Source organism: Cedecea sp. VD22 (genome assembly GCF_037150195.1).
Lineage (GTDB): Bacteria > Pseudomonadota > Gammaproteobacteria > Enterobacterales > Enterobacteriaceae > Cedecea.
Map to the genome: position 1 here is coordinate 318544 of NZ_JBBCPX010000002.1, position 26961 is coordinate 345504.

The following is a 26961-nucleotide window of genomic DNA, read 5'->3' on the forward strand; positions in this document are numbered from 1 at the left end:
GCCGGGGTGAGGGTTAATGCGCCGAAGGTCGAACATCAGTTGCTGGCAGTCTTCACAGGCAGATCCGATTTCTTATCATTCCCGGGAATAAACGGGCTCCACGGCTGGGCGCGCACCGGCTTATCCGTCTGCCACACCACGTTGAACTGGCCGTTGCTTTCGATTTCGCCGATCATCACCGGCTTGTGCAGATGGTGGTTGGTGGCGTCCATCGTCAGGGTAAAACCGGACGGCGCTTTAAAGGTCTGTCCGGCCATCGCCGCGCGGACTTTATCCACGTCAGTCGTCCCCGCTTTCTCTACGGCCTGCGCCCACATATGAATGCCGACGTAAGTCGCTTCCATCGGATCGTTAGTGACCACGGTATTGGCGTTCGGCAGGTTGTGGGCTTTGGCGTAGGCCTTCCACTCGCTGACAAACTGTTTGTTGGTCGGGTTATCGACGGACTCGAAGTAGTTCCAGGCCGCGAGGTTACCCACCAGCGGTTTAGTGTCGATGCCGCGCAGCTCTTCCTCACCCACGGAGAAGGCCACCACCGGCACGTCGGTCGCCTTCAGGCCCTGGTTCGCCAGCTCTTTGTAGAACGGTACGTTGGAGTCGCCGTTGATGGTGGAGATCACCGCCGTTTTACCGCCAGCGGAGAATTTTTTGATATTGGCCACGATGGTCTGGTAGTCGCTATGGCCAAACGGCGTGTAGACCTCTTCGATATCTTTGTCCTGGACGCCCTTAGAGTGCAGGAAGGCGCGCAGGATCTTGTTGGTAGTGCGCGGATAAACGTAGTCCGTGCCCAGCAGGAAGAAGCGTTTAGCCGCCCCGCCGTCTTCGCTCATCAGGTATTCCACCGCCGGGATCGCCTGCTGGTTAGGTGCCGCCCCGGTATAAAACACGTTCGGCGACATCTCTTCCCCTTCGTACTGCACAGGGTAGAACAGCAGGCCGTTCAACTCCTCAAAGACCGGCAGCACGGATTTACGCGACACGGACGTCCAGCAGCCAAAAACCACGGCCACTTTGTCCTGGCTCAGCAACTGGCGGGCTTTTTCAGCGAACAGCGGCCAGTTAGACGCCGGATCAACCACCACCGGCTCAAGCTTTTTCCCCAGCACGCCGCCCTTCGCATTAATGTCGTCGATGGTCATTAACGCCACGTCTTTCAGCGGCGTTTCTGAGATAGCCATGGTGCCCGACAGCGAGTGCATGATCCCGACTTTGATGGTGTCCGCCGCCTGGGCGGCGAAGGCCAACCCGAAGCTGACAAACGAAGCGGAAAGCGCGAAAGCTTTAACAAAGGTACGACGTTGCATAAGTCTGACTCCCCTAAAGAAACAATAAGTGATTAGCTCAGCTTGAATTGCCGGGCCTGGTGCAGCATATGAAGCGTTATCTGACGAACCTCTTTCTGACTGGCGGCGATATGGTCGTGTAGTCGGGTTTGGGCCTCCTCAAGGTTACGGTCCCGGACGGCGAGCAGGATCTGCCCATGCTCGGCATACGTCGCGCTGACGCGCGGCTGACGAGTAAAGTCCAACCTGCGCACAATGCGAATTTTTTCGGTGATCTCCCGGTGAACCCTCGCCATTTCAGGGTTGCCCGCCGCAGAGACCAGCGTCATATGAAAAGCCTCGTCGTGCGGCGCGACGTTCATTCCCTCAGCCAGCGGTGGTTCATCCAGCCAGAACTGTTTCAGCGCCTGCAGCGACAGCGGGAAAACGGAGTCTGCCCGCAGGCAAAGGCGCTTCACCGCCTCCAGCTCCAGAACGATACGCAGATCGTAAAGCGCTTCGAGATGATCGAAATCCACGGCGCGGATCTGCCAGCCGCTGCGGGGCTGTACATCGACATAGCCTTCCTGCTGCAGGGCATAAAGCGCCTGGCGAACCGGCGTGCGGCTGGCGCTCATGCGCTCCGCAATTTCGTTTTCGCTAAAGCGGTCCCCCGGCAGCAGCAGGAAGTCGAAAATTTCCTTTTTGAGCTGCTGGTAGATGCGCTCGGCTACGGCTTCTGGTCGCTTTGGCATAGTGCTACACCGCCTCCAGCCACAGCAGCGCATCCCCTGGCCCCACTGGTCGGCCCTGCTGGCACTGGATCCGCACCACCTTGCCGTCGCACGGGGCGCTAACCAGCAGCTCCATCTTCATCGCCTCAACGACGAGCAGCGGCTCGCCCTGCTTCACGCTTTGCCCCGGCTCAACCAGAATCTTCCAGATATTGCCGTTCAGGTCGGCGCTGACGAGCTGCCCGGCCTGCTCTTCCTCCGGCAGATCCGCCGCCATCAGCGCGCTCTCCACCGCCGCGCTTTCCTGCTCTTTCCAGTGCGCCACTTCGCTCAGGAAAGCCGCCTGCTGACGGCTGCGGAAATTGGCAATATCGTCGGCGTTGTCCGCAAGAAAACGGCTATATTCGGCAAAATCGAACTCAACTTCTTCGATCTCAATCTGCGCACGCCCTTCCCGGAACGCCGTGCGGAACGCAGTTAACGCTTCCTCGCTTACCGGGTAGAAACGCACCTGATCGAAGAACTTGAGCAGCCACGGCTCGTCGCCAAACTGGTCGCTTTTGAGAAATTTGTTCCAGATGGGCAGCGTGCGGCCCACCAGCTGATAGCCCCCCGGCGAATCCATGCCGTAGATGCACATATACATCCCGCCGATCCCTACCGTGCCTTCTGCCGTCCACGTCCGCGCCGGGTTGTACTTCGAACTCAACAGCCGGTGACGCGGGTCGAGCGGCACGGCGCAAGGTGCGCCGAGATACACGTCTCCCAGGCCGAGCACCAGATAGCTGGCGTCAAACAGGATCTGCTTCACCTCGTCGCGGCTTTGCAGCCCGTTGGTGCGCTGAATAAAGTCCACGTTGTTCGGCAGCCACGGCGCGTCTTCCCGCACCGTTTGCTGATAACGCTCCACCGCCGCCAGCGTGGCGCTGTCTTCGAAGGCCAGCGGTAAATGCACGATGCGTGAAGGAATTTTCAGCTGGGTCACATCGCCCAGCTGTTGCTCAATGCCCAGCAGCAGCGTGAGCAGCTGGCTCTGGGAAATACGCTGGCTGTCATAGCGGATCTGCAGCGAACGCACGCCGGGGGAAAGCTCCTCAATGCCAGCCTGCGCCGCCTGGGTAATCGCCTTCATCAGCAGATAAATGCGCAGCCGCAGCGCCAGGTCGAGCACATTATCGCCGTATTCAATCAGCACATAGTTGTCGCCTGCCTGACGGTAAACCACAGCCGGAAGCTCAGCCTGAGCGGGGATTTCCGCCAGAATCGCCGCACTGGTCGTCGCGCCTGGCGCAATAGAAGGATGCAGATCCGGCAGGCTTGTGCCGGCACACAGATTGGTCACCGCCACCTGCTGGGCAATCTCCAGCGACTGCGCGTGCTCAAAGCTGATGGCGTGAAAGCGAATCCGGTCGCCCGGCTTCACCTGCCCGACTTTCCACAGTTCGGCTTTGGCAATCGTCACCGGGCAGACAAATCCCCCGAGGCTTGGGCCATCGCGCGTCAGGATCACCGGGAAGTCACCGGTAAAGTTCACCGCACCGATAGCATATTCGCAGTCGTGCACGTTGGAAGGATGCAGCCCCGCTTCGCCGCCGTCGGCCCTGGTCCACTCCGGCTTCGGCCCGACAAGGCGCACACCGAGGCGGTTAGAGTTGTAGTGAACCTGCCACTCGGCGTTGAAAAAGGTGTCCATCGACTCCGGCGTGAAGAAGTCTGGTGCGCCGTGCGGCCCGTACAGCACGCCTATCTCCCACAGCTCGCCATAGTGCGGGATCAGCGCCGGTTCCGGGGCCTGCGGCAGGCTAATCGGCGCCGGCGTCGTGCAGGCCGGCAGGCAAGGCTGAGAAATAGCCAGCACATCGGCCACCCGCAGCGTGCGCCCGGCGTGGCCGCCAAACTGACCAAGGGCAAAAGTGGAACGACTGCCGAGATACACCGGCACATCAAAGCCGTTACGCACCGCCAGATAGGTACGACACCCGCTGGTCGCCTTGCCCAGCGTCAGGATCTGCCCGGCTTTAACTACTGTGGGCTGCCAGAAAGTCACCGGCTGATCATCCAGCGTGGCCGGACAAGGAGCCCCGGTCAGCGCGATGATGGCCTCGCTGTGGAAGCGCAGCGTCGGCCCCTGCAGGGTAAATTCCAGCCCGGCGGCCGACGGATGGTTGCCGACAATACGGTTCGCCAGACGGAAGGCAAAATCATCCATCGGCCCGGACGGCGGCACGCCGATATCCCAATATCCGAGGCGGCCAGGGCTGTCCTGAATGCTGCTCCAGGTGCCCGGTTCAAGCACTTCCACGGCCTGCGCCTGATAGCTCACGCTATCCAGCAGCCGCGTCCACATTACGCCAGCTTTGAACTCCGGCAGGCGGACGATCTGGCGCAGATAATCCAGATTGGTGGCGATCCCGTGCAGGCGGGTAGCGGCCAGCGCCTCGTTCAGTTTACTTAACGCCTGCAGGCGGTCATCGCCGTGAACGATGATCTTGGCGATCATCGGATCGTAGAACGCACTGACTTCGCTGCCGGTGCTGACCCAGCCGTCAACCCGCACGCCCTCGGGGAAATAAACATCGGTTAATACGCCCGGCGAAGGCTGGAAGTTTTTCAGCGCGTCCTCGGCATAAATGCGGACTTCAATCGCCGCCCCCTGAGGCGCTTCGGCCATTTTTTGCCAGTCCGGCGACGCGCCTGCCGCCACCCGCACCATGCATTCGATCAGATCCAGCCCCGTGACGCATTCGGTTACCGGGTGTTCAACCTGCAGGCGCGTGTTCACCTCCAGGAAGTAAAATGCATCCCGCGCGGCGTCGTAGATAAACTCCACGGTTCCCGCACTGCGGTAATCAACGGATTCACCCAGCGCCACGGCGGCACGGTGCAGCGCTTCACGCGTGCTCTGCGGCAGATTTGGAGCGGGCGTTTCCTCGACCACTTTTTGGTTGCGGCGCTGCAGCGAGCAATCACGCTCCCCCAAGGCAACCACCTTGCCTCTGCCATCGCCAAAGATCTGCACTTCCAGGTGCCGCGCTTTATCAATAAAACGTTCGATAAACACGCCGTCGTCGCTGAAAAACTGCGCGCCCATACGCTTCACGCTTTCCCAGGCCTCAAGCAGCGCCGGTTCGCTGTCGCAGCGGGTCAGGCCGATCCCGCCCCCGCCCGCCGTGGTTTTGAGCATCACCGGATAGCCGATTTCCGCTGCCGCCAGCTGCGCCTCAGCAAGGGATGTCAGCAGCGCGGTGCCCGGTGTCATCGGCACATCTACGCCGGAGGCCAGCTCGCGGGCGCGGTGTTTCAGGCCAAAATCGCTGATTTGCTGCGCCGTTGGCCCGATAAAAACAACGCCTGCCGCTTCACAAGCCTCGGCAAATTCCGCGCGTTCGGAAAGGAATCCGTAACCGGGGAAAATCGCCTCCGCGCCGCTCTCTTTTGCCGCCGCCAGTATTTTTTCGATATTCAGATAAGTGTCGCTGGCTTTATCTCCGCCGAGCGCTATCGCCTCATCGGCATCAATCACGTGCTGCGCGCTGGCATCCGCATCGGAATAAACGGCCACGCTGGTGATGTGCATTTTCTTCAGCGTGCGAATGGCGCGGCAGGCAATTTCACCGCGGTTGGCAATCAAAACCTTGCTAAACATAATCCTTCTCCTCAAGCGCCAGGTTGACGAGCAAGCCAGGCTTTCCAGCCGCCCCATGGGGTAATGTCCGTAGCGCCTTCTGTCGCGCACGGTTCACAAATGAAGCCCTTCACCCTGCGCCCGTCCTGCAGGGTCAACGTGCCGATCCCCAACGGGGCGGGAATTTCGGCAACAAATTCGCCAAAGCGCGCGAGCGGGATATCCCACAGCTCAACGGCGATTGGCTGCCCTTCGGCGGCGCGCACCAGGCCCGGCTTCGGCGGCTTAGTATTCGCCAGGGCGTAAAGGCGATAGGTTTCTGCAGTGTGGGTTGCTTCTACGAAGACAGCGTTACGGTCGGTTAGCTGGTGGTTAAGCGGCATCCCACGCAGATGAGCCCCCACAACAGCGACGCGCACGAAGCTGCTGGCAGGTGCCATAGTCTGTTGATCGGGCACTTTCTGGGACGTTGCTCCGGCGGGCAGATCAAGTCGCGCCTGCCACTGCGCACCAAAATGGCTGAGCGCGGCATCATGCCAGGCGGGTGCGATCAGCGTTATTCCTGCTGGCAGACCATCGGCCCGGAAATCCGCCGGAAGCGCCAGCGCGCTCAGGTCAGCCAGGTTGGTGAAGTTGGTGTAGGTGCCAAACTGCGAGTTATAGGCCACCGGCTCGTCGCGCATTTCAGCCAGCGTGTGAATCGTCGGCGACGTCGGCACCACAAGGGCATCAAATGCGGCAAGCTGCCGTTGAATACGGCGGGCAAGCTCGGCGCGGGTATATTCCGCCTGCCAGGCATCGCAGGCCGTGAAGCTCAGCCCGCTGGCGACGATCCCGCGTACGGTAGGATCCATGGCGTCAGGATGCTTTTCGAGGGTCTCTCTCACCGCAACGGTTCGCTCGGCCACCCACGCGCCGTTATACAGCTGCTCGGCCAGCCGGGTGAAATCGCTGAAATCTATCGCCACCAGCTCCGCACCCATTGCCATTAACCTGTCCAGCGCCAGCTGAAAGGCCTCTTCGCTGAGTTTGTCGCCGAAGAAGGTCAGGCGGTCTGGAATGGCAAAGCGCAAGCGCGGGCTAAAGCGAGCCGGGGCGGTGTGAGGGTTGCTTCGGGAGTAGGGATCGAGCGGATCGTACCCACCTGCAACGTTGGCGACGAGGGCCGCATCCGCCGCCGAGTGGGCGAAGACAGAAACGCAGTCGTTGAGGCGGCAGGCCGGAACTACGCCCGTCGTCGATAGCCAGCCTTTGGTCGGTTTTAAGCCAACGATGTTATTGAACCCGGCGGGTACGCGCCCGGAGCCTGCGGTGTCCGTTCCCAGTGAGAAGCCAACCAAACCGCGCGCCACCACCGATGCGGAGCCTGAACTCGAGCCCCCGCTGACGTAGTCCGGGTTGAAGCTGTTCACCACCGCGCCATACGGCGAGCGGGTGCCGACCAGGCCGGTCGCAAACTGATCGAGGTTAGTTTTGCCCACCACAATGGCTCCGGCGGCGCGAAGGCGTGCAATCACCGTGGCATCTTCAGAGGGATGATAAGTAAACACCGGGCAGGCGGCGCTGGTTGGCATCCCGGCCACGTCTATATTGTCTTTGACCGCAAACGGCACGCCAAATAAGGGGAAATCCGCCGGTGTTTTGTCTCCGGCCTTAATGACCTGCAATAAAGCCTTTATTTGCTCATTAATTTGCTGTTCGCTGGCGATATAAATCCACGCATTATCCTGGCGTGAAACATTGGCCATTAATTGCTGATAAGCGTCTGACAACCTTTCCGGCTGAGGCTGGTAATCGGCTACCCACTGCGACAATAAAGCGACTGACATAAGCTGGCATCCCACCTGGTATACAAGATGGAATAGATAAAGCAATTACGATGCCAGATTATATTACTTGTTTATTATCAATGACTTCATATTAATAAATAAGATTTTATTATATTTAAAGCACCGCGACGGGGCGTTATTTTAGTGCGGGTGAATATTTAGAGGGATATATCTGGCGACGAAAGTAATATCCTCGCCGCCAGATAAGGTTATTTCCCGCTGCGGCGCGCGGAAACGGTGGCTAATGCCGCCCAGTCAAGATGTTCATCGCCGTGGGCCAGCGCATCGAGGTAGTTGTCCCGCAACACGCCCGCAAAACCCATTGGCACATTTTTATTTTCCGCCGCCTGCTGCGCCAGGCGCACGTCTTTCAGCCCCAGCTTCATGGTAAACCCGGCCGGGCTGTAGCGTGATTCGGCGATCATCGCGCCATAGTTTTTATACGCTGGCGCGGCAAACAGCGTGCTGGTCAGCATACCGAGGAAATCCCCGGCGGCCACATCATAGGCCCCCACCAACGCAGAAGATTCCCCCATCGCTTCGATGGCGCTGGCGAGCATAAAGTTAGCCGCCAGCTTCACCGCCGCAGCCTGCTCTGGCCTGTCGCCAAAGCGCCAGGTTTTTTGCCCCAGCACATCGAAGATCGGCTGCACGCTGTCCAGCAGCGCCGCTGGCCCGGCGGTAAGAATATTGAGATTGCCTGCGGCGGCAACGTCCACACGCCCCAGTACCGGCGCGGCAATATACCGATGCCCGGTTGCGCTGGCTTTTTCCGCCATCTCATTGGTAAACGCGACGGAAACCGTGGCCATGTTGATCCAGATTGTGCCCTGCGGCAGTGCTTCCAGCGCGCCCTGCTCAATTACCACGCGGCGGCTGGTGTCGTCGTCGGCCAGCATAGTGATCAACACTTCGCTGTCGGTGAAAGCGGCTGGCGTGGCGTGTATGGTCGCCCCTTTCGCTTTTAAGGCTTCAGTCGGTGCCTGAGAGCGGTTCCAGACGGCAACCTGATGCCCGGCTTTCAGTAGGTTTTCGGCCATTGGCTGGCCCATACCGCCCAGCCCGATAAATCCAATACGCATAATAACTCCCGGCTAGAGAATGGTGCCGCTGCGGGTCAACTGCTCGCGGCGTTCTTCGGCTTCTTCTGTGTGGTGATTGCCTTTGTGGGCAATGGCGATACGCAGCCGCTGCTGCTGGGCGTAGCGGTCTTCCCGCGTGAGCGCTGCGTCGTCGCTGAGTTCAATCAGTAGTTCGTTCATCGGAATGATGATGTCTTCGGCAATGGCGTCGTCTACGCGGCTGATAACGTCTGCGAGATGGGTCATGGCATGTTCCTTATCATGTGTTGCCCCTCACCCTAACCCTCTCCCTAGCGGGGAGAGGGGATAAAAACACCGACGTCCGCATTCCCCCTCTCCCTTCCTGGGAGAGGGCCGGGGTGAGGGTTAATAAAATTTAATCCAGCTTCGCTTTGGAGAAATCACTCCCGGCGAGGCTAACGGTATAACCGCTCACGTTGCTGCGGGTCGCATAGAAGGTTTTACCGTTCGCCAGCGCGATCCACGGCGCCTGCTGATAGTAAATTTCCTGCGCCTGGACGTAGAGCTTCGCGCGGGCGGCCGGGTCGCTGGTCAGCTTCGCTTTCTGTACCAGTGAATCGTAGCTTTTGTCACACCAGCGGGCGACGTTCGAGCCGCTGGCAACGCTGCCGCAGCCCAGCAGGGTATCGGCAAAGTTATCCGGGTCGCCGTTGTCGGACATCCAGCCAAACAGCGCCGAGGAGTGTTCCCCTTTCCGCATCCCGGACAGGTATTCGCCCCATTCGAAGGTGACTATTTTGGCTTTCACGCCCACTTTCGCCCAGTCACTCTGGATCATCTCCGCAATGCGCCGCGAGTTCGGGTTGTACGGCCGCTGCACCGGCATAGACCACAGATCGGTATCAAAGCCCTTCTCCATCCCGGCCTGCTTCAGCAAGGCTTTGGCTTTTTCTGGGTCGTACCCGTAGTCTTTCAGATCCTTGTCGTAGCCCAGCATGGTTGGCGGGATCGGCGATTTAGCTACCGAGCCGGATCCCATAAAGATGGCGTTGACGATGGCTTTTTTGTCCACCGCATAGTTCAGCGCCTGGCGCACCAGCGCGTTATCGAACGGCTTCTTGCTGGTGTTGAACGCCAGGTAACCGACGTTCAGGCCATCAATGCTGTGCAGCGCCAGGTTTTTGTCCGCTTTAATGGCGTCGAACTGTACCGGGCTTGGTGCAGGGATAATCTGGCATTCATTTTTCTGCAGCTTCGCCAGCCGGGTTTGTACGTTCGGGGTGATGGAGAAGATCAGGTGTTTGGTCGGGACTTCGCCTTTCCAGTAATTCGGGTTGGCGACGTAGCGAATCACGGAATCCACTTTGTAGTCCTGCAGCGCGTAAGGCCCGGTGCCGATCGGGTTGTTGTCCACCCGCTCCGGCATACCGGCTTTCAGCATCGCATCCGCGTACTCCGCAGACAAAATAGAGGCAAAGTCCATGCCCCAGTCGGCGAGAAACGCCGCATTCGGCTCGCTCAGGGTAAACTGGACGTGATAGTCATCCAGCTTTTTAACGTCCACGATGAGCTTGTCGAGGCCGACGTCGTTGAAGTATTCGTAGTTCGCCTGCGACACCTTGTGATACGGGTTATTGGCGTCTTTCTGGCGCATGACCGAGAACACCACGTCGTCGGCGTTGAAGTCACGCGTTGGCTTAAAGAATTTGTTGCTGTTGAACTTCACGCCCTTGCGCAGGGTGAAGGTATAGGTTTTACCGTCGGGACTGATTTTCCATTCCGTCGCCAGCGACGGCACCGGCGTGTTGTCGGTCAGGCTGAAATCAATCAGGCGGTTGTAGAGGGTTTGCGAGCTGGCAACAAAGCTTGGGCCAGAGCTGGCAATTTGTGGGTTAAAGGATTCAGGAGAGGCTTCGGAGCAGTAAACCAGCGTGCTGTTGGCTGCCGCCATCGCGCTTCCTGCCGGGAGGAGCGCACTCAGCAGCAGGCCGAGCAGTGTTTTCCCTTTAGACATAGTGTTTGCCTTTTATTTGCTTGCCAAATGGTTGAGCTATTTATTATTTCTCACAGTAATAACAGCACAGCCCTTAGCGACAAGCAAATGACAAACCCTTCCTTTCTATACAATTGTGGCGGTTAAGGCGGGCGTTCAGACCGAAGGCAAAACAAAACGCTGCAAAATTGCTCTTGCCCCGGGCGTAGCGCTGACATCGTTCGACAATGTCTGTTTATTTTCTTGCCGTAACGATGCCTGCTCGCTGCGGCTGGCGAGAATTTTGTTCATCACCGTGGCGGTGAATTCCGGGTGAAACTGCACCGACAGCGCATTGGGCGTGTAGCGGATGATTTGGTGAGGATCGTGGGCCGATGACGCAAGACAAACGGCCCCGGGCGGCAGCGCCAGGACGCTCTGCGCATGGCTTAAAAAGACCGGGAACGACTCAGGCAGATGACTCAGCGCCGGATCGTCTCGCCCTGCCTCTGTCAGTGCCACCGGCAGTTGCCCGACCTCACTGCCCTGCGGGTGATAATCCACGTTCCCGCCGAGCGCGTAAGCCATCAATTGATGCCCGTAGCAGACGCCAAATAGCGGCGTACCGGCGGCAACAACGGTTTTAACCCATTCCGCCGTGCGCTCGCTCCACGCTTCATGCTCCGTCACCATCGACCATGAACCCGAAATCACCGCCGCCTGAAAGCTTTTTGGCGCGGGCAAAGGCTCGCCCAGAAACGGCCTGACGATGTTAAGTTCGACATCCGGGTGCTTTAGCGCCTGCGCAAACCAGGCCGGCTGATCCCCTACGGCTTGCTGAATTTCCTCGGGGGGCCGCCCCATTTGCACCAACAAAACCGGCAATCTTTGACTCATATTTCGGACCTCTGCAGCCATATAATGGCTTCAGAATTAGCACAGGCAACCCGGCTTGTCTCAGATAAAAAAGCGATAACGTAGAAGCTTTAGCCCACAACCTTCACGCCCTGCCCGGCAAAATCACGCCACAGGCAGGTCAGCACCGCAATGACCATCAGCGCCAGGGAAAGCAGCGAAATCGTAGTAAAGCCGTGCTCGGTATAAAGCGGCCCGTAGCTACTGCTGCCGGCAAACACAGCCAGGTAAGTCACGGCGCTGTTCAATCCCATCAATGTGCCGCGCCTGGCCGGGTCGATGGCCGTCAGGCGCTGAATCAGTAAGTTCACCCCCAGGTGGTTCACCAGGCCAAGCACAAACAGCAGGCAGATAACCCCCACCAGCGAACCACCGAGCATCGCCAGGCCCAGGTAAACAAAGGCTGCCACCAAAAGCACCAGCGGCATCAGGTGTTTAGGGCCAAACCGATCCACCATCCCGCTGAGCAAAGCGGCACAGCCGAATCCCGCCCCATAGGCAATCGCCACCCCGCCGTTGGCCGTCACCGGCAGGCCGAGATCCTGATGAAGATGGTCGCCCAAATAAGCATAAATCCCGTAAAACGCCGTCATAAACGCCCCGCACACCACCAGCAACGACTTGATGCCTGGCAGCCCCAGGGCAGACAGCGGTGAAGGCGCAATCCCCGCCGCCGGGCGATCCTGCATGTTCAACCTGACGAGCGCGATCAGCGCCAGGGCCGCCAGACAGCTCACGGACACATACACCGCGCGCCAGCTGAACAACTCGGTCAGCACCACGGAAAACGACACGCCGGCGATCATGCTCAGCGTCCAGCCGGTCAGCACCTTGCCGATGGTCCGGCTTTCACGCCCCGGCTCCGCAATGGCGGCCGCGCTGGCGTAAATCGCGGGCAGCGCGATACCGGAAGCCATCCCGGCAATCAGCTGAGCAGCAATAAATACCGCCACGGAAGGCGAAGCCGCGCAAAGCAGCAGCGCCGCGCCCAGCAGCAGCATGGTGAATTTGAGCATCCGCGCCGAGCCGACTAAGTCGATCAAACGAGCCAGAAAAAGTGCGCTCGCCGCCGTGCCCAGGCCAAAAGCCGCCGCGGCCATCATCACCGTCGGCACTCCCGCGCCTATAGACGATGCCACTGCCGGCGCAATAGGCCCCAGCACCATTGAGTTAGCACCGATAACGCCGACGCAGCCGGTCAGCACATACACGGCTTTGGCGGGAGACAGAGACGGCTCTGGATGAAGTTCCAGACACTGGCTGTTTTTCATTTTTCTTCCTGACAAGGATTAAACTTGACTTACATTCGATAAAAACCAATTTTATCCGAATGAAATTCAGCGTCATTAGTCAGGGGCAATATGAAAAAAGAAACAGACAGTATTAAGCAGAACGGTGCGGCAGAGCGAACTCTCGATGCCGCCGACCGAAGAATATTAGGCGCGCTGGTGGAGGATGCGACCATCAGCTACGCCGAACTCGGCGAAAAGGTCGCGCTTTCCGCCCCAGCGGTACACGAAAGAGTCAAACGCCTGAAGCGCTCCGGGGTGATCCAGCAGACGGCGGCCTTGCTCGACCCAAAGGCCATCAGCAAATCCCTGCTGGCCTTCGTGCACATTGATACCAAAGGCTGGGGAAAAACGCCGGATCTGCTGCGAATTTCCGCCTACCCGGAAGTGGAAGAGATCCATTCCGTCGCCGGGGACACGTCCATGCTGTTGAAGGTCCGCACCGAGGATTCAAGGGCGCTTGAGGCCCTGCTGGCGCATCTGTATGAGATCAACGGCGTGGTGGCGACCAGGACGTATATCGTGTTGTCCACCTATCTTGAGCGCCCTGTCCAGCCGGGCATTACCCGCGACTGGCCGGAACAGGACTAACGTCATTTCACGATATAGCGCGTTGAGGCAAAGTTATTCAGTATCTTATGGATAATAAAGGTCACGGCCAGGGTGCCGACAATCGCCACCGACACCGATGAAATACGGTACAGCGCGCTAAAAACGATATCCTGATTAGGGTGCATGTATTGCCCGAACATCAGCGCCAGCGTGGTCAGAATAGAAAAGCCCACGCCCGGCCCGACCTTCTCAAACACGTGAATTCGCGCGGCCAGCAGCAGGCCGAGGCTAATCAGCGGCATCAGCAGGATCAGGTGACGGCTGAAATCATAGATCACCAGCTGCACCAGAATCGCGTAAAGACACCCGGCAATCACCCCAACAATGCGCCACCAGGACGAAAGGATCGCCCCGCGAAAATGCATGGGGAACAGGGCAAAAATGCCCGCCATCAGCGCGGCCAGGGAGTCATTCAGCGTGTAGACCTGGAACACGGTGAATAAGAGAGTCGCCGTTAACGAGGCGAGCAGTGTTTCATGCATCACCCGTGGCCCGTCCTTTTGAATCGCAGGCGGCGGCTTGCGCGGCTCTACGTCCGGCAGCAAATAACAGCTAAGCGCCGACAGCCCCACCGCCAAAAGGCTGCCAATGATGTTAGAAAACATCAGGTCGCTCATGTCGGTGGTCGGGTAGCTCAGGAAATTAGCCATCACGCTTAAACAGACCACGCCCATCGAGCCAAACAGAAAGAGCGGCCCCCGGCTCATCAGGTAGAAGCGCGTCATGTACATCAGGAACACAATCAGCGTCATTGGCAGCGGGTAATTCGCCAGCACCGCAAACAGCAGCGTCATTTCCACACAGTTCAGCAGCGCGTTAGCGATCATCTGCCGGGCAATATGGCCGTTAAAAATGGGCACCAGCCCGGTGAGCATGATGGGGTAAACCACGTAGAACACCCCGTACTGCGTGTTAACCCAGCTGTAGACAAACATCCCCACGCAACCCGCCATGACGATGCGCAGCATATGGCGGAAATCATTGCCGCTGAACGGCGTCGGTGCATTGCGTTTCAGCGGGCCAAGAATAAATTTAATAAACATAATGCAGGTAGCTCACCAGCCTGATTTGCATCCCGCCGATAAACGACGCGAAAGCGGAAGGCGAATTGTAAAGCTGCACCGTGGCCCGTGCGCCAGCCGGCAGATCTGGCGTTTTCCCGTCTTCAAGCAGCAAATGAATACGCATGCGCTGCGCGTCCCTCACCCAGCGGTTTGACGTTTCCGGCGCGGAAAGCTGCCCGTTGATAGCCTGTTGCCCCGGCAAAACGCCCGCATCTTTGCTGGTGACCCTGGCTTTGAAAACCTGCCCCGGCAGCCCGTCGAATACTATATCCGCCGTTGTTTCTGGGCGGGTTTTACTCAGGCTTTTCTCACGGAAGTCGGCCACGATATCGAGCTTGTCGTTAACCAGCGCCAGCGCGGGGGATCCCGCCCCGGCATACCAGCCCTCTTTCAGCTGTAAATTGCTGATAATGCCGTCGCTGCTGGCAACCACGCGGGTGTAATCCAGATTGAGCCGGGCGTCGTTCAGCAGGTTACGGTATTTTTGCAGCGTGACGTTTTGATCCCCGCGTTCCCCGCGCGAAATCACCAGCTGTGCCAGCGCGGCCTGGAGGTTGTTGACGTTTTGCACCGCGCTTTGCCAGCGCGTAAAAGCCCCGTCCAGATCCTGTTTAGAAATCAGGTTACCGCTGCTAAGTCCGTTAAACCGGTGATAGCTGCGCCCGGCGTTGTCGGCATCCAGCTGGGCGGCTCTAATTTTTGCCCGCGCGGCACTGATTTGGGCGTCAATTTGCTGGTTGTCGAGAATCGCCTGCTGATAAGCAATTTCCGCGCGTTCGAGCTGATTCTGGTAAGGCTTATTGTCGATGTCGAACAGCACATCCCCTTTCTTCACCACGCTGTTGTTGCTGACGTAGATATGCGTCACGTAGCCCGATACGCGTGATGAAACCGGGGTCACCACGCGCATCACGGTGGAGTCCGGGGTTTGCGGCACCCAGATGTCGGCGGCCAGAAAATAGCAAAACATCGCGGCAAACAGCGCCAGCGTGACTTTTACCCAGCGGGTAAATCGTTGTTCAGGGGTCATAACTACTCGCTAAATGAGAAACACGCCGGGAAACCAGGCGTGAAAGAACTATCGAATTTTGATCATGTTGGCGGCCAGCAGGTTTACCGTCTGGCTGAACTGTTCTATTTGCTGAGCCGGAATGCCCTGCGCGACCTGCGCCTGGCAGCGCTCCACCGTTTCACTTACCGCCTTAATCGCTTTCTGGCCCGCGGGCGTCAGCGAGATAAATTTCACCCGTCTGTCTTTTTCGTCCGGCGTGCGGGTGACATAGCCCTCTTTTTCCAGCTGTGCCAGCGTGCGCGTCAGGGGCGGCAGATCGATGCCCTGCGCCCGGGCCAGATCCGTGACGGTGATTTTTTCCCCCGCCACGCTGAGCTGCATCAGCGTCGTCCAGCTGCTTTGGGTCAGGCCGGTAAACGCCACGGCGTCATCCACGATGCCACGCCACAGGCGCACCAGCATCGCCAGGCGCATCCCCAGCGGGCGATCGGGAAAATCGACAATGTCGTATTTATCGTCATGCATCGGGTAATCCCCATGTAAATAGTCACCATGATAATTATCATGATAAGTATTTATTTGGTGAATACAACTGACAATAACCAGGGGTAATTATTGAGGAGGTGGCAAAGACAAAAGCGCCCGCAGGCGCTTTAGAAAAGAAAGGATTTTTTAGCTCAGGCGGGCAGCAATATCCGCCACGCGTGCGCCGTATTTGACGGCGGTGTCCAGGTCGCCCTGGGCAATTTGTTCGGCGCCTGCGTCAGACGGAGACTGCACCAGCAGCCCGACCGAGCCGCCCAGGTTGTTCGCGTCTTCGCGGGTTGCCGCCAGGGTATTCGAAGGCAACTGGCCCAGGCTCACCCAAATGCCGCCGTGCTGAGAGGCCAGCGTTTGCATCCACTGCAGGCTCACCTGCTTGTCGCCGTTCAGGCTGGCGCTATTGGTGAAACCGCCGAACACTTTGTCCTGCCAGCCACGGGTGAACCACACTTTGGAGGAAGCATCGGCAAACTTTTTGAACTGCCACGGCACGTTGCCCATGTAGGTCGGCGCCCCAAAGATGATCCCTTTGGCATCGTTCAGTTTTTGCCAGTCTGCTTCCTGAATATCGCCATTGCTGTCCACGGCGACGAGGTCGGCGTTTGCCCCTTGTGCAACATGCTCTGCCACACGTTTGGTGTGACCGTATCCGGAAAAGTAAATAACAACGATTTTAGCCATAATTTTTCTCGACATGGTTAGAGGGAAAGCCCCGGCCAGAAGGCCGCAAAATTGGGGTTCATCGTGTCTGTCTTTTTCTTTCTGGTCAAGAAGTTACCTGCCAGTAAGTGACTTACTTCCGGGTAAGTATCGCCGGCTTCACACCGCCCCATTTTGTCTAATAGCCAGATAATTTACCCATTTTGCCGTCTCTTCTGCCGTTTGACTTAGGGCCGCTTCGTTAAACTGTAAAGCGTGAAGATGGCTCTCGGGTGAGCCGTTAACAGCAGGATTGATGACGTGGCAAAAACATTATTGCGCAGCGGATGCCTGGATGACTTTCTCGCGCTGGGCGAAAACGGTCAGGCAGTGTTTGATTCCGCGTTTCAAATACGCGAAACATTACGCCTTCGTAAACAGCAGGCCGTCGCCGACGCGCTGGCCATTCCCCAGCCCAACGACGAAGGCGACCGCGTCGACTGGTATGCGCCTCAGGAAGGCAGCGTCACCAGCTGGGCCGCCGCCAGCGACGAAGAACGCCGCACCGCCCTTCGCTATCTGGATAATTGCTTATCCAACGTCGCCTCGCTCAGCGCGCGCTGCCAGCAGGCGGAGAAAACCTCGATTCGCCTCTTTGGCGCACTGCTGGAAAAAGCTCTGCAGTTCCCCGGCAGCCAGCACGTCTACCTGGTGAACGGCAAGCCGGTGATCACCTTCTGGGGGTTCGTGAATCTTAACCAGGGCGCCCGGGACGATGTGCTGGAATGCCTGCGGGTGGTGGAATCGCGCGAGCCTGAAATTGCGTTTATCCCTGAAGAAACGATGCCGGAGCCAGAGCCACTGCCGGTAGAAATTAGCGAGCCAGAAAAGCCGCTGCTTGAAGCCCCGATGGCGGTTCAGGTGGATGATGATTCTCCGGTTTATAGCCTCACCGCAGTGAAAAAAGCCGCAGTCGAAGAAGAAAAACCGGCCCCGAGCCCGGAACCTGTCGCCGTAGCCGCGAAACCGCGCCGCCGCTGGCTGCTGCCGGTCGCCGCCGTGATCGCCGTCGCCATTGCGGCCCCGGTGGGTTATCTGCTGCTTAGCGGGAGCCAGACCGCGCCGGTGGCAACCGCCCAGGCCGAAGTCCCGCCTAAACCTATTGCGCCAGCGCCAATACAGGCCGTCGATGTGGCCAAAACTACCCTGCCGCTGACGCCAGCCGAAGTTGTGGTGCCGCCTAAGCCTGAGCCAGCGCCGGTTGCCGCGCCGGAAGAAAATCCTGAACCAATTACCGTTGCCGCAGACGTGCCGAAAAATGCGTTAATTCTACCGACAGAGGCCGTGAAAATTGGCTCCACTAAATTCCTCAACGGCACCTGGCGAGCACAGATCGATTTCAGTGACCCGATCACCGGTAAAGCGCCAAGCCTGCGCTACCAGATAGCCAACAACAAAGGCACGGTGCGCCTGGTGTTCGGCGATAACATTGTCTGTAAAGCCGAGGTGTTTTCCGGCCTGCATCAAAATGGCGCGCTGATGATTAAAACCCGCGGTAGCGCGCGCTGCGGTGACGGCAGCCGCTACCCGATGCCGGAAGTGACCTGTAAAACCGGCAGCAACGGCGCCGCCGTTTGCACCGGCCGCTATCAAGGCGACAAAGTCATACCGATCACCTTCCGAAAAGTGAGTAACTGATCATGCTGGCGACCCTTTTTCACTACAAGCCGAGCGTCACGCTCATCAAAGACACCGGCATTCAGTTCCTGGACTTTGGCCTTGCGCCGCAGACTAACGCCGCCCACGCCGGGCGCTTTGTGCGTCAGACGGCCAACGGCCCGCTGCTACGCCTTGATTACGATGTTGTGCCCGGGAAATTTACCCTACCGGGCGAAAACGGCACCGCGCCAGAAGTGGTGAAACCCGAAAGCACCATTACGCTTGGCCACTCCCTGCGGGTGATGGACAAAACCTGGCTGCCGCTGCCGTTCCTGCGCTTTAACCCGCCGCGTACCTTTGTGGGTGGACCGGATAACTGGGCCCGCGTGCAGGTGCGTGTTCTGGAGACGCCCGATTCCGCCGGGAATACGGTGCGTATCAGCCTCGCGCTGGACAGCAAAATTTACGCGGACGATCACCCCGCCGCGCATCTGGCACCGACGGAAAACGACGTCCGCAACGGTGCCCGTTTTGCGCTGGCCTGGCACAACCACGAGATCAAAGATTTTCTCGACCAGACCTGGGTGGACGGCTGGCTGCGCGAAACCTTCACCCAGTTTGCCACCCGCGTGGAAAATCGCACCGAGCGTGAGCTCGCCGCCGCTATGAAAGCCTTTGAATATCAGGCTCACTATCTGAATATTCTGGAGCTTATCGGCAACCAGCTCGCCGTGCCGGAAGTGAAGATCGTCACCGCCACGCTGCAATCCCCGCCGATTGACGTAGATTTGGTGCTGGATGTGGGGAACACCCACACCTGCGGCGTCCTGATCGAAGATCACGGCGAAGAAAACGACGGTCTGCGCCAGACAGCCGAGCTGCAGATCCGCTCCCTGAGCGAACCACAGCTGATCAACGACGCAATGTTTACCAGCCGCCTGGAGTTCAGCGAGGCAAAATTTGGCAAGCAGCATTTCTCCGTTGAAAGCGGGCGCGACGACGCCTTTGTCTGGCCTTCTATTGCCCGCGTGGGCGACGAAGCTCGCCGTATGGCCTGCGCTCGCCTGGGTACCGAAGGCGCCAGCGGGATCTCCAGCCCGCGCCGCTATCTGTGGGACGTCACGCCAGCCAGCCAGGACTGGCGCTTCAGCCAGATGGGCGTGAAAACCCAGCGTGAGCCGCTGGCGACCGCTTTCCCGCTGATGAACCTGATGAACGACGACGGCCAGCCGCTGTACGCCCTGCCGATGGACGAACGCCTGCCGGTGTTTTCACCGCAGTACAGCCGCAGCTCGCTGATGACCCTGATGCTGTGCGAGCTGCTCTCCCAGGCGCTGATGCAAATCAACAGTATTGGCTCCCGCCAGAGCATGGGGCACCCGACCTCGCCTCGCCAGCTGCGCAACCTGATTCTGACTTTACCTTCCGCTATGCCAAAACCGGAACGCGAGCTGTTCCGCCAGCGTATGCAGGAGGCGGTCGGCCTGGTGTGGAAAGCGATGGACTGGCACCCGACCGACGAAGGTTTCACCCTCGAGCGAGACAAAAAGAAAAGTATCGTACCGGTGCCGGAAGTGCAGATGGAGTGGGACGAAGCCACCTGCGGCCAGCTGGTCTGGCTGTATAACGAGGCGCTGGTGAACTACGCCGGGCAAACCGGGCGCTTCTTTGAAAGCCTCGCCCGCCCTGACCGCGCCCTGACGCCGGACGAACCCGTCGGCAAAACCCTGCGCGTGGCGTCGATTGACATCGGCGGCGGCACAACCGATATGGCGATCACCCAGTATCAGCTGGACGACGGCGTGGGCAGCAACGTGAAAATCGCGCCGCGCCTGCTGTTCCGTGAAGGCTTTAAAGTCGCCGGGGACGATATTTTGCTGGACGTGATTCAGCGCTGCGTCCTGCCTGCGTTGCAGGCCCACACCCACAAAGCGGGCGTAGCTGACGCACCAGGCCTGATGACCACGCTGTTTGGGGAATCCGGCCGCATGGACACCCGCGCCACGCTACGCCAGCAAACTGCGCTCCAGCTGTTTATTCCACTCGGCCATGCAGTGCTTTCTTTCTGGGAAGAGAGCGACCCGGAAGAGCCGGATTCGGTGCTGGAAGCAACCTTCGGCGAGCTACTGACCCAGCAGCCAACCCGCAACGTGATCAACTACGTTCAGCAGGCCGTGCAGCACGAGCTGCCAGCCGACGCGCCGCAGTTTGACATCATGAGCGTGCCGCTGCAGGCGGAAATTGCCGCGCTGCAGGATGCGCTGCTGGCGGGCCAGTTTACCCTCACCGCGCCGCTGCAGGCGCTGTGCGAAGTGATCAACCATTATTGCTGCGACGTGCTGTTAGTCACCGGTCGCCCTGGCTGTCTGCCTGGCGTGCAGGCGCTTCTGCGTCACCTGCAGCCGGTACCGGTTAACCGCATTGTCTGGCTCGATAACTACCAGACCCACGAGTGGTATCCGTTCAGCCAGCAAGGGCGCATCGGTAACCCGAAATCTACCGCCGCGGTGGGCGCAATGCTGTGCAGCCTGGCGATGGATCTGCGTCTGCCGAGCTTTAACTTTAAAGCCGCCGATATTCAGGCCTATTCCACCGTGCGCTACCTGGGCATGCTGGACGGCAACGACCGGCTGCTGGAAGACAACGTCTGGTACCGGGATATCGATCTCGACAGCCCGCAGGCGAACCTGGACACCCGAGTCCACTTCCCGCTGCGCGGCAACGCCTGCCTGGGCTTCCGTCAGTTGGATAACGCCCGCTGGCCAGCCACGCCGCTCTACACGCTGGCAATCAACTCGCCGCAGCTGGCGAAATCAATTGCCGGAGACGGCGTGCTGAACGTGCGCCTGAAGCAGACCCGCGAGGCCGAGTCATTCAGCCTTGCCGAAGCCTGGCTGTCGGACGGCAGCAAAGTCCCCCTCGAACAACTGAGTTTTAAACTGAATACCCTCGCCGGCAGCTACAGCGGGGCGACGCATTACTGGATAGACAGCGGGAGCGTATACCAAAAATGAAGCAGCTAACTACCACGCTCAGCCATCTGGTGAACTGGGTTCAGATGACCCGCACTTTCTCCCCGCTGCTCGACAATGAAGCGGACAGTCTTTTGGCGCGCCTCCAACAGCTGAGCGAACGCCACCGTCGCATCAGCGCGCTGGAGGACGCTCCGCTGACGCTAGGCATTTATGGCCACGCCCTGGACGGCAAAAATCATCTGCTGAATACCCTGCAGGGCAGCCCGAATAGCCGCATTGATATTCAGCTCGGTGATAAACGACTGGACTACCTGACGCACATCAACCCAGGCCATACGCCAGCGGCGATGGCGGTGCGCTTCAGCGCCCAACGGCCCCCTGAAGTAGAGAATTACCCGCTGCTGCTGACGCTGTTTAGCGAGGCCGAACTGGCGCAGCAGTTTATCAACAGGTATCACGCCTCTGACGCGCCCCGTCTGGCAACGTCAAGCGCGGTTGCCCTGCGGCTGACCGAACTGGAGTCCCGCCGTCTGTCTGCCGCTGCACCAGGATTAACCCGTGAGCAAACGGCCGATCTGCTGTACGGCTACCACCGCCTCCAGCGCCGTCAGCATCACCTGGATGAGCGCCTGGTTTACCGCATGGCCGAGCTTGCACCTTACCTTTCGACAGAAGATCGCGCCTTGCTGTTCGCCCTGCTGTGGGGCGAAGATAGCGCCCTGACGGAAACCTGGCTGCGGCTGGCGCAGGCCTTGCAGCATTTGAGCTGCGTGGAACAGGTTCTGGCTCCGGCAAGCCTCGTGGTGGACAGTTTCCTGCTGCCTGCCGAAGGTTTTCTCATTCCTTCCGGCCCGGAAGACGCACCGGAACAGGCGGATGTGATGGTTTGCCCACTGCTGGGAAATCAGCCTGGTTCTCACCTCAGCCTGCCGCAGAACGACCTGGCGCTGCTGTGCGCCGAGGTTATTTTCACCCTCAGCCAGCCGACTGCGCTGAGCAACGTGGATTTACTGGATATCCCGGCGAATCAGCTTAGCTGGTACACCACCCGGCTTCAGCCGGACACGCTGCTGGTGTGTAACGCCGTCAGCGAACGCAGTGAAGTTCAGGCGACGGGGAAAGCGCTGGCATGGTGGGTAGACAGCACCCAAAGCCCGGGGCACAGCTCGCTGCCGGGCCTGGTCTGGGCCATCACGCCGTTTGACGCCCGGTTTACGCTCGGTGCCAGCCTGGACGACGGCGTTCAGCGTCTGATTGGCAACCCGGGCAAGCGCTGGGGCACGCTGCAGGCGCTGGACAGCAGAAACATGCATCGCCTGCTGGAATGGCTGACCGATGCGCTAAATCCCACCCGCCGTGAACAGCGCCTCGCTGCCCTGCGCGGTGAGCTGGAAACGCAAACCGTCGAACTGTTCCAGCGCTTTATTGACGCACAGCAGGCCACCCCACAGCAGGCTCGCCAGCAGGCAGAAGATCTGGTGCGTGCTCTGCAGGCCCGGGCGACCCAGCACGGTGATTTGCTGGCAAGCCTGGTGCCATCCCGGGATGCTCTGCAGCAGGTCTGGCTGCAGCACCAACAGCAGCATCAGCCTAAACCGGAAGGCTTTGCGCTGGAGATAGACTTGTTTGCCGACGCGGCCGAGCATGTTGCCCCTCAGACCGAAGGCATCAGCTACGCCCGCGCCGTGCATCAGCTTTGGGTTAACCACCTGCGCCTGCTGGGCCAGCGTCGGGAAGCCGCACACCAGTTTGGCCTGGACAGCGTTCAGCTTCAGGCGCTGTGCAACACGCTGATCGTCGCCAGCTACCGGCTGGATGTGCCGATGAGGCTGGAACGCAGCATGCAAAACGGCGACTCCGGGCTTGAGCTGGATATTTCCCGTGCCAGCACGGTGCTGGGTGATTTTATTGCCTGGCTGGGCTACGCCAGCATGCCAGTTACCGATCGCCCGGCAAGCCGCGTCAATAAAGGTCAGGCCGTGTTTGCCCCCCCTGCCCAGGCGGATATCAGCCGTCGACTGACAAAACTGGGCGAGCAGCCAACGCGCGGCAACGCCAGCTACGTGTACGACTGGCTGGTCGCGCTATATACCCGGGCCACGGAGAATATCGGCTATCAAAACCCGCTGGATATTAATGAGAAGCAGCGGCAGACGCTGGTGAAGCTGCTGGGATGAATTTGGGGGCGTCAGCCCCTCACCCCGGCCCTCTCCCCAAAGGGGATAGGGGGAAAATAAAAGGTCAGAACAGAACGCAATCTATTCCCTCTCCCCAAGGGGCGTGGGAGAAACGACAGGTCAAAACAGTAGGTCATCTATTCCCTCTCCCTTCCAGGGAGAGGGTTAGGGTGAGGGTAAGCAGCGACGCCGCCGTCGAATGCATTCGTAACAAATTCTGGCAGGTGGCAACCCATTCACTTTCCCGCTACAATCCGCCCACCCATTCACTCAATATATATAAGGAGGATCCCCATGATGTCTTGTGAGCGCTTTAACCGTTCGCATACTTTTGGCGATCGTCTCTGCTCAAGCGTTATCGGTTCCGTGCTGCGATAACTTCGGCTTGAGCGAAGAAACTTACTGAATCCCTTCTCTCGGGCTTACCGGGTTATCGTCAGCGTTATACGACGAGGCGTTTGCACGCCATAACTCTTGAGTAAGCACATATGAGCACTTTATTAACCGCCCAATCTCTGCACCTCGACACCGCTTTCGGTTCGCTGCTGGAGTCCATCACTTTTACCCTGAAAAAAGGCGACCGTATTGGCCTGATCGGTCATAACGGCTGTGGCAAAAGCACCCTGCTGAAACTGCTGGACGGCACTCTTTCGCCCACCAGCGGCTCGGTGACTCAGGCGGCTAGCTGCCTGATGGCAAGGGTTGAACAGCATCTGCCGGAAAGCCTCAATACGATGACCATGCTCGATGCTGTGCTGGCACAAATTGAGGAAAACCAGCGAGATAGCGAATGCTGGCGGGCAGAAGCTTTGCTGGCAAGTATGGGCTTTAGCGAAACGGACTGGCGACTGACTTCCGGCACGCTGAGCGGCGGGCAGCATACTCGCCTGCTGCTGGCGCGAGCGCTAATTAGTGAGCCAGATTTACTGCTGCTGGATGAACCCAGTAACCACCTGGACTTGCCCACGCTGCTGTGGCTGGAACAGTTCCTGCGCGGCTGGAGCGGCAGCTTCGTGCTGGTTTCGCACGACCGCAGCCTGCTGGATAACGTCACCAACGGCAGTTGGATTTTGCGCGATCGTTCACTGCATTTCTTTGCGCTACCGTGTTCTCAGGCGCGCAGTGCGCTGGAGGAACGGGACAGAACCGATGCCCACCGCCATCAGGCGGAGCAAAAGGAAATCGACCGCATTACCGCCAGCGCCAAACGGCTGGCAATTTGGGGCCGGGTCTACGACAACGAAGATCTTTCCCGAAAAGCCAAGCAGATGGAAAAGCGCATTGATCGGCTGAAGGACGAGCAAACTGAGCTCACGGCGGGCAGCCAGTGGCAGCTTAAGCTGAAAGGTGAAGCGCTGATTGCCGACAGGCTGCTGGAGCTGGAAGCGCTTAACGTTCGGCCTGCGCCGGAGTGTGAACCTCTATTCACTCTGCCGTTGCAGCGAGTGAAAAGCGGCGACCGCGTGGCGGTGATAGGCCGGAACGGCTGCGGCAAGTCGTCTCTGCTGCGCCTGCTTTGGCAGCAGTACCAGCAGTCAGAGCGTGAGGACGCTATTCGCCTGCATCCTCGGGTGCATCTGGGGTATTACGACCAAACGCTGCACCAGCTTAACGACGGTGATTCGCTGCTGGAGGCGCTGGAGCCGTTTGCCCCGCTCAGCGAGCAGGACAGGAAAATGGCGTTAATCAGCGCCGGATTTCCGTGGCTGCGACACCAGCAAGCCGTCAGTACGCTGAGCGGCGGAGAGCGTTCGCGCCTGCTGTTCGTTGGCCTGACGCTGGCCCGCTACTCCCTGCTGATGCTGGATGAACCGACCAACCACCTGGACATGGAAGGCAAAGAGGCGCTGGCGGAAACGCTGCAAACCTTTGAAGGTGGCGTGCTGTTAGTGACCCACGACCGCGAGCTGATAGCCAAAGGCTGCAACCGCTTCTGGCTGGTGAACAACGGCGTGCTGAGCGAATGGCACGACCTGGACGCGCTGTACGCCCTGCTGACAGCAGAGGAAAGCGGGCTGCCGCTGACCGAAGTGAAATCCCAGCCAGAGCAAGTCATCCAGCAAGCACCGCACTATAGAGAAAGCGATGCGCTGCTGGAACGACTTATCGAGCTGGAGGAAAAGCTGGCGGAGGACGTGACGCGCAAGGAAAAGCACCAGAAACCGGCGCTGCAAAAACAGTGGCGGGAAGAAATTGAGGCGTTAAATAAAAAGTTAGCGATTTAAAGCCAAAGCCATCCTTCGGGATGGCTTTCAGGCCGCTGACAAACCTCTATCAATAGAAGAAATACCAGACAATCCGTCAAAAGAAACAGGAAAATCAATTCATTGATTTTCGGCTGATAACCACGAAGAGGGAAAAACCACGCTTTTTTCCTCTTCGTCTGTCACCAAAAGCCATCCTTCGGGATGGCTTTTTTATTATGCCCTGCACTGCTCGGCGAGCACCCTGGCTAGCCCGGCGGGGTTTTCCCAGGACATAGCGTGCCCGGCGCTCGGTACGATGGCTGTCAACCCGGTCTGTTGTATTTACGTATACACGCACAATCAGTCAACATCATAAAAAAGCATATTCATAACCCACAGTCATGCTAAATTTTCGTCATACTCCGTAACCTTCGAAATTTTACGAAACACCCCTGTAAACCCCCACGCCGGAACTAAAAAAATGCTCGGATAATAAATCACTTACTGTTTTACCGTATTCCCCGCGATCATTATAAAGGCGATTGGTGAAACAAATTAAATTATTTTCCCGCATTAATTTTTTGATGGATTCAATATCAACCACAACTTGTTCTGAGACTTTTTTCAATGCATGATCACGGCCTCCATGTAAAAATGCATTATAGTAACAACGTTTAAGATGTGCCGGCACATAACTTATTCCTTTGACTTTTATCATTCTGGTGCAAGGCATGTCGCGGTATAAATTAATACCTGGCCTTCCTATTAACAATATCTCATTATGTCCCATGCCCCTCGAACTAAAACATTTAACAATAAAATCCTGAAAATTAATTATATTGGCATATCCATTATGAGAGTCGATTTTTAATGAAAATCTGTTGATACCTTTAAATATATGTCGAGTTAATGCAGAGCTATCCAGCACCTTCCCTGTCGGGCTATTAAATTTCCTGCCTGCATGATTAGGGAATGCTACATCACTGCTATGGGTTCCAAGAATATTTTGCACTGGAACGTCCAACTCTAAATGAATAGGGTGTGCACCATTAGCGTCAGATGAAAAGTTAGCATCTCCTCTATTGGCATAATTGACTAAGCTGCATGAAATAACATCCCATTTAGATAAGATGGCATTTGCAGAACCTTTGAATAACGGAGTTGAATAATTATTACTGCTTACACTATGAATTAGACAAAAATTCTTTCTATTTAACCCTCTACTCCAGGATTTTAATAAATCTATTTTATGCATATCACTATCAAATGAGACTAAAGAGTCCATCTCACTAATAGGGTTGTTTTTAACCAAATTGATAGATTTGATGAATGTTTCTCTTTCTGGGAAGTCAGCTATTACACGCTGACTTACGGCATAAGGAAAAAGGGAAGTGGGCTCTGGTAGCATAATTTTCTATCTCT

General features: G+C 58.0%; 19 protein-coding genes. 5 read left to right on the forward strand and 14 right to left on the reverse strand.

Annotated features, from left to right (window positions below):
* Nucleotides 1–35 precede the first annotated feature (35 nt).
* The 9 genes from urtA to WFK85_RS07630 all read right to left on the reverse strand — a co-directional run bounded on the left by urtA (nt 36) and on the right by WFK85_RS07630 (nt 12654).
* Nucleotides 36–1307, reverse strand: a complete 1272-nt coding sequence (gene urtA / locus WFK85_RS07590; RefSeq protein ID WP_166992605.1) for an urea ABC transporter substrate-binding protein — start codon at nt 1305–1307, stop codon at nt 36–38.
* 32 nt (nt 1308–1339) lie between these two features.
* Nucleotides 1340–2020, reverse strand: a complete 681-nt coding sequence (locus WFK85_RS07595) for a GntR family transcriptional regulator (protein ID WP_008459051.1) — start codon at nt 2018–2020, stop codon at nt 1340–1342.
* 4 nt (nt 2021–2024) lie between these two features.
* On the reverse strand, nt 2025–5645 hold the full coding sequence (uca, locus tag WFK85_RS07600) for an urea carboxylase (protein WP_336707038.1): 3621 nt from the start codon (nt 5643–5645) through the stop codon (nt 2025–2027).
* An 11-nt stretch (nt 5646–5656) separates the two neighbouring features.
* Nucleotides 5657–7453 carry an allophanate hydrolase gene (gene atzF / locus WFK85_RS07605; RefSeq protein ID WP_336707037.1) on the reverse strand — a complete coding sequence of 599 codons (1797 nt, stop codon included), beginning with the start codon at nt 7451–7453 and terminating at the stop codon, nt 5657–5659.
* Between the two features lie 209 nt (nt 7454–7662).
* Nucleotides 7663–8535, reverse strand: a complete 873-nt coding sequence (locus WFK85_RS07610; protein WP_166992611.1) for an NAD(P)-binding domain-containing protein — start codon at nt 8533–8535, stop codon at nt 7663–7665.
* Nucleotides 8536–8547: 12 nt separating this feature from the next.
* On the reverse strand, nt 8548–8781 hold the full coding sequence (locus WFK85_RS07615) for a DUF2526 family protein (protein ID WP_336707035.1): 234 nt from the start codon (nt 8779–8781) through the stop codon (nt 8548–8550).
* A gap of 130 nt (nt 8782–8911) precedes the next feature.
* A complete protein-coding gene (locus WFK85_RS07620) occupies nt 8912–10510 on the reverse strand; it encodes an ABC transporter substrate-binding protein (protein WP_336707033.1) in 1599 nt (532 codons plus the stop codon).
* A gap of 135 nt (nt 10511–10645) precedes the next feature.
* Entirely contained in the window at nt 10646–11365 is a 720-nt protein-coding gene (locus tag WFK85_RS07625) for a glutamine amidotransferase (protein WP_336707031.1), read from the reverse strand.
* An 89-nt stretch (nt 11366–11454) separates the two neighbouring features.
* Nucleotides 11455–12654, reverse strand: coding sequence for an MFS transporter (locus WFK85_RS07630; protein ID WP_336707029.1), 1200 nt, complete (start codon nt 12652–12654; stop codon nt 11455–11457).
* A gap of 90 nt (nt 12655–12744) precedes the next feature.
* Here WFK85_RS07630 and WFK85_RS07635 point away from each other — a divergent pair, with 90 nt between their 5' ends.
* Nucleotides 12745–13263, forward strand: a complete 519-nt coding sequence (locus WFK85_RS07635; RefSeq protein WP_039293892.1) for an Lrp/AsnC family transcriptional regulator — start codon at nt 12745–12747, stop codon at nt 13261–13263.
* A gap of 2 nt (nt 13264–13265) precedes the next feature.
* Here WFK85_RS07635 and WFK85_RS07640 read toward each other — a convergent pair whose 3' ends face one another.
* From WFK85_RS07640 to WFK85_RS07655, 4 genes are all read right to left on the reverse strand, one after another.
* Nucleotides 13266–14327 (reverse strand): DUF2955 domain-containing protein, encoded by a 1062-nt coding sequence (locus WFK85_RS07640; protein ID WP_166992624.1) that lies wholly within the window; start codon nt 14325–14327, stop codon nt 13266–13268.
* Complete coding sequence (locus tag WFK85_RS07645; RefSeq protein WP_336707024.1) at nt 14317–15378, reverse strand: HlyD family secretion protein; 1062 nt, start codon at nt 15376–15378, stop codon at nt 14317–14319. The genes WFK85_RS07640 and WFK85_RS07645 overlap by 11 nt, the downstream gene beginning before the upstream one ends.
* 48 nt (nt 15379–15426) lie before the next feature.
* On the reverse strand, nt 15427–15885 hold the full coding sequence (locus tag WFK85_RS07650; RefSeq protein ID WP_166992629.1) for a MarR family winged helix-turn-helix transcriptional regulator: 459 nt from the start codon (nt 15883–15885) through the stop codon (nt 15427–15429).
* Nucleotides 15886–16032: 147 nt separating this feature from the next.
* Nucleotides 16033–16584: a flavodoxin family protein gene (locus WFK85_RS07655; RefSeq protein WP_008459077.1), complete on the reverse strand. Its 552-nt coding sequence runs from the start codon at nt 16582–16584 to the stop codon at nt 16033–16035.
* Nucleotides 16585–16863: 279 nt separating this feature from the next.
* Between WFK85_RS07655 and WFK85_RS07660 the strand changes: the two genes are divergently transcribed.
* From WFK85_RS07660 to WFK85_RS07675, 4 genes are all read left to right on the forward strand, one after another.
* On the forward strand, nt 16864–18240 hold the full coding sequence (locus WFK85_RS07660) for an SrfA family protein (protein WP_336707023.1): 1377 nt from the start codon (nt 16864–16866) through the stop codon (nt 18238–18240).
* A 2-nt stretch (nt 18241–18242) separates the two neighbouring features.
* Nucleotides 18243–21215, forward strand: coding sequence for a virulence factor SrfB (locus WFK85_RS07665; RefSeq protein ID WP_336707021.1), 2973 nt, complete (start codon nt 18243–18245; stop codon nt 21213–21215).
* Nucleotides 21212–23353, forward strand: a complete 2142-nt coding sequence (locus tag WFK85_RS07670; protein ID WP_336707019.1) for a virulence factor SrfC family protein — start codon at nt 21212–21214, stop codon at nt 23351–23353. Before WFK85_RS07665 ends, WFK85_RS07670 begins: the two co-directional genes overlap by 4 nt.
* A 488-nt stretch (nt 23354–23841) precedes the next feature.
* Nucleotides 23842–25578, forward strand: coding sequence for an ABC-F family ATP-binding cassette domain-containing protein (locus WFK85_RS07675; RefSeq protein WP_336707017.1), 1737 nt, complete (start codon nt 23842–23844; stop codon nt 25576–25578).
* 400 nt (nt 25579–25978) lie between these two features.
* On the opposite strand, the gene WFK85_RS07680 is transcribed toward WFK85_RS07675, so the two are convergent.
* Nucleotides 25979–26947: a hypothetical protein gene (locus WFK85_RS07680; RefSeq protein ID WP_166992644.1), complete on the reverse strand. Its 969-nt coding sequence runs from the start codon at nt 26945–26947 to the stop codon at nt 25979–25981.
* Between the last annotated feature and the right edge of the window lie 14 nt (nt 26948–26961).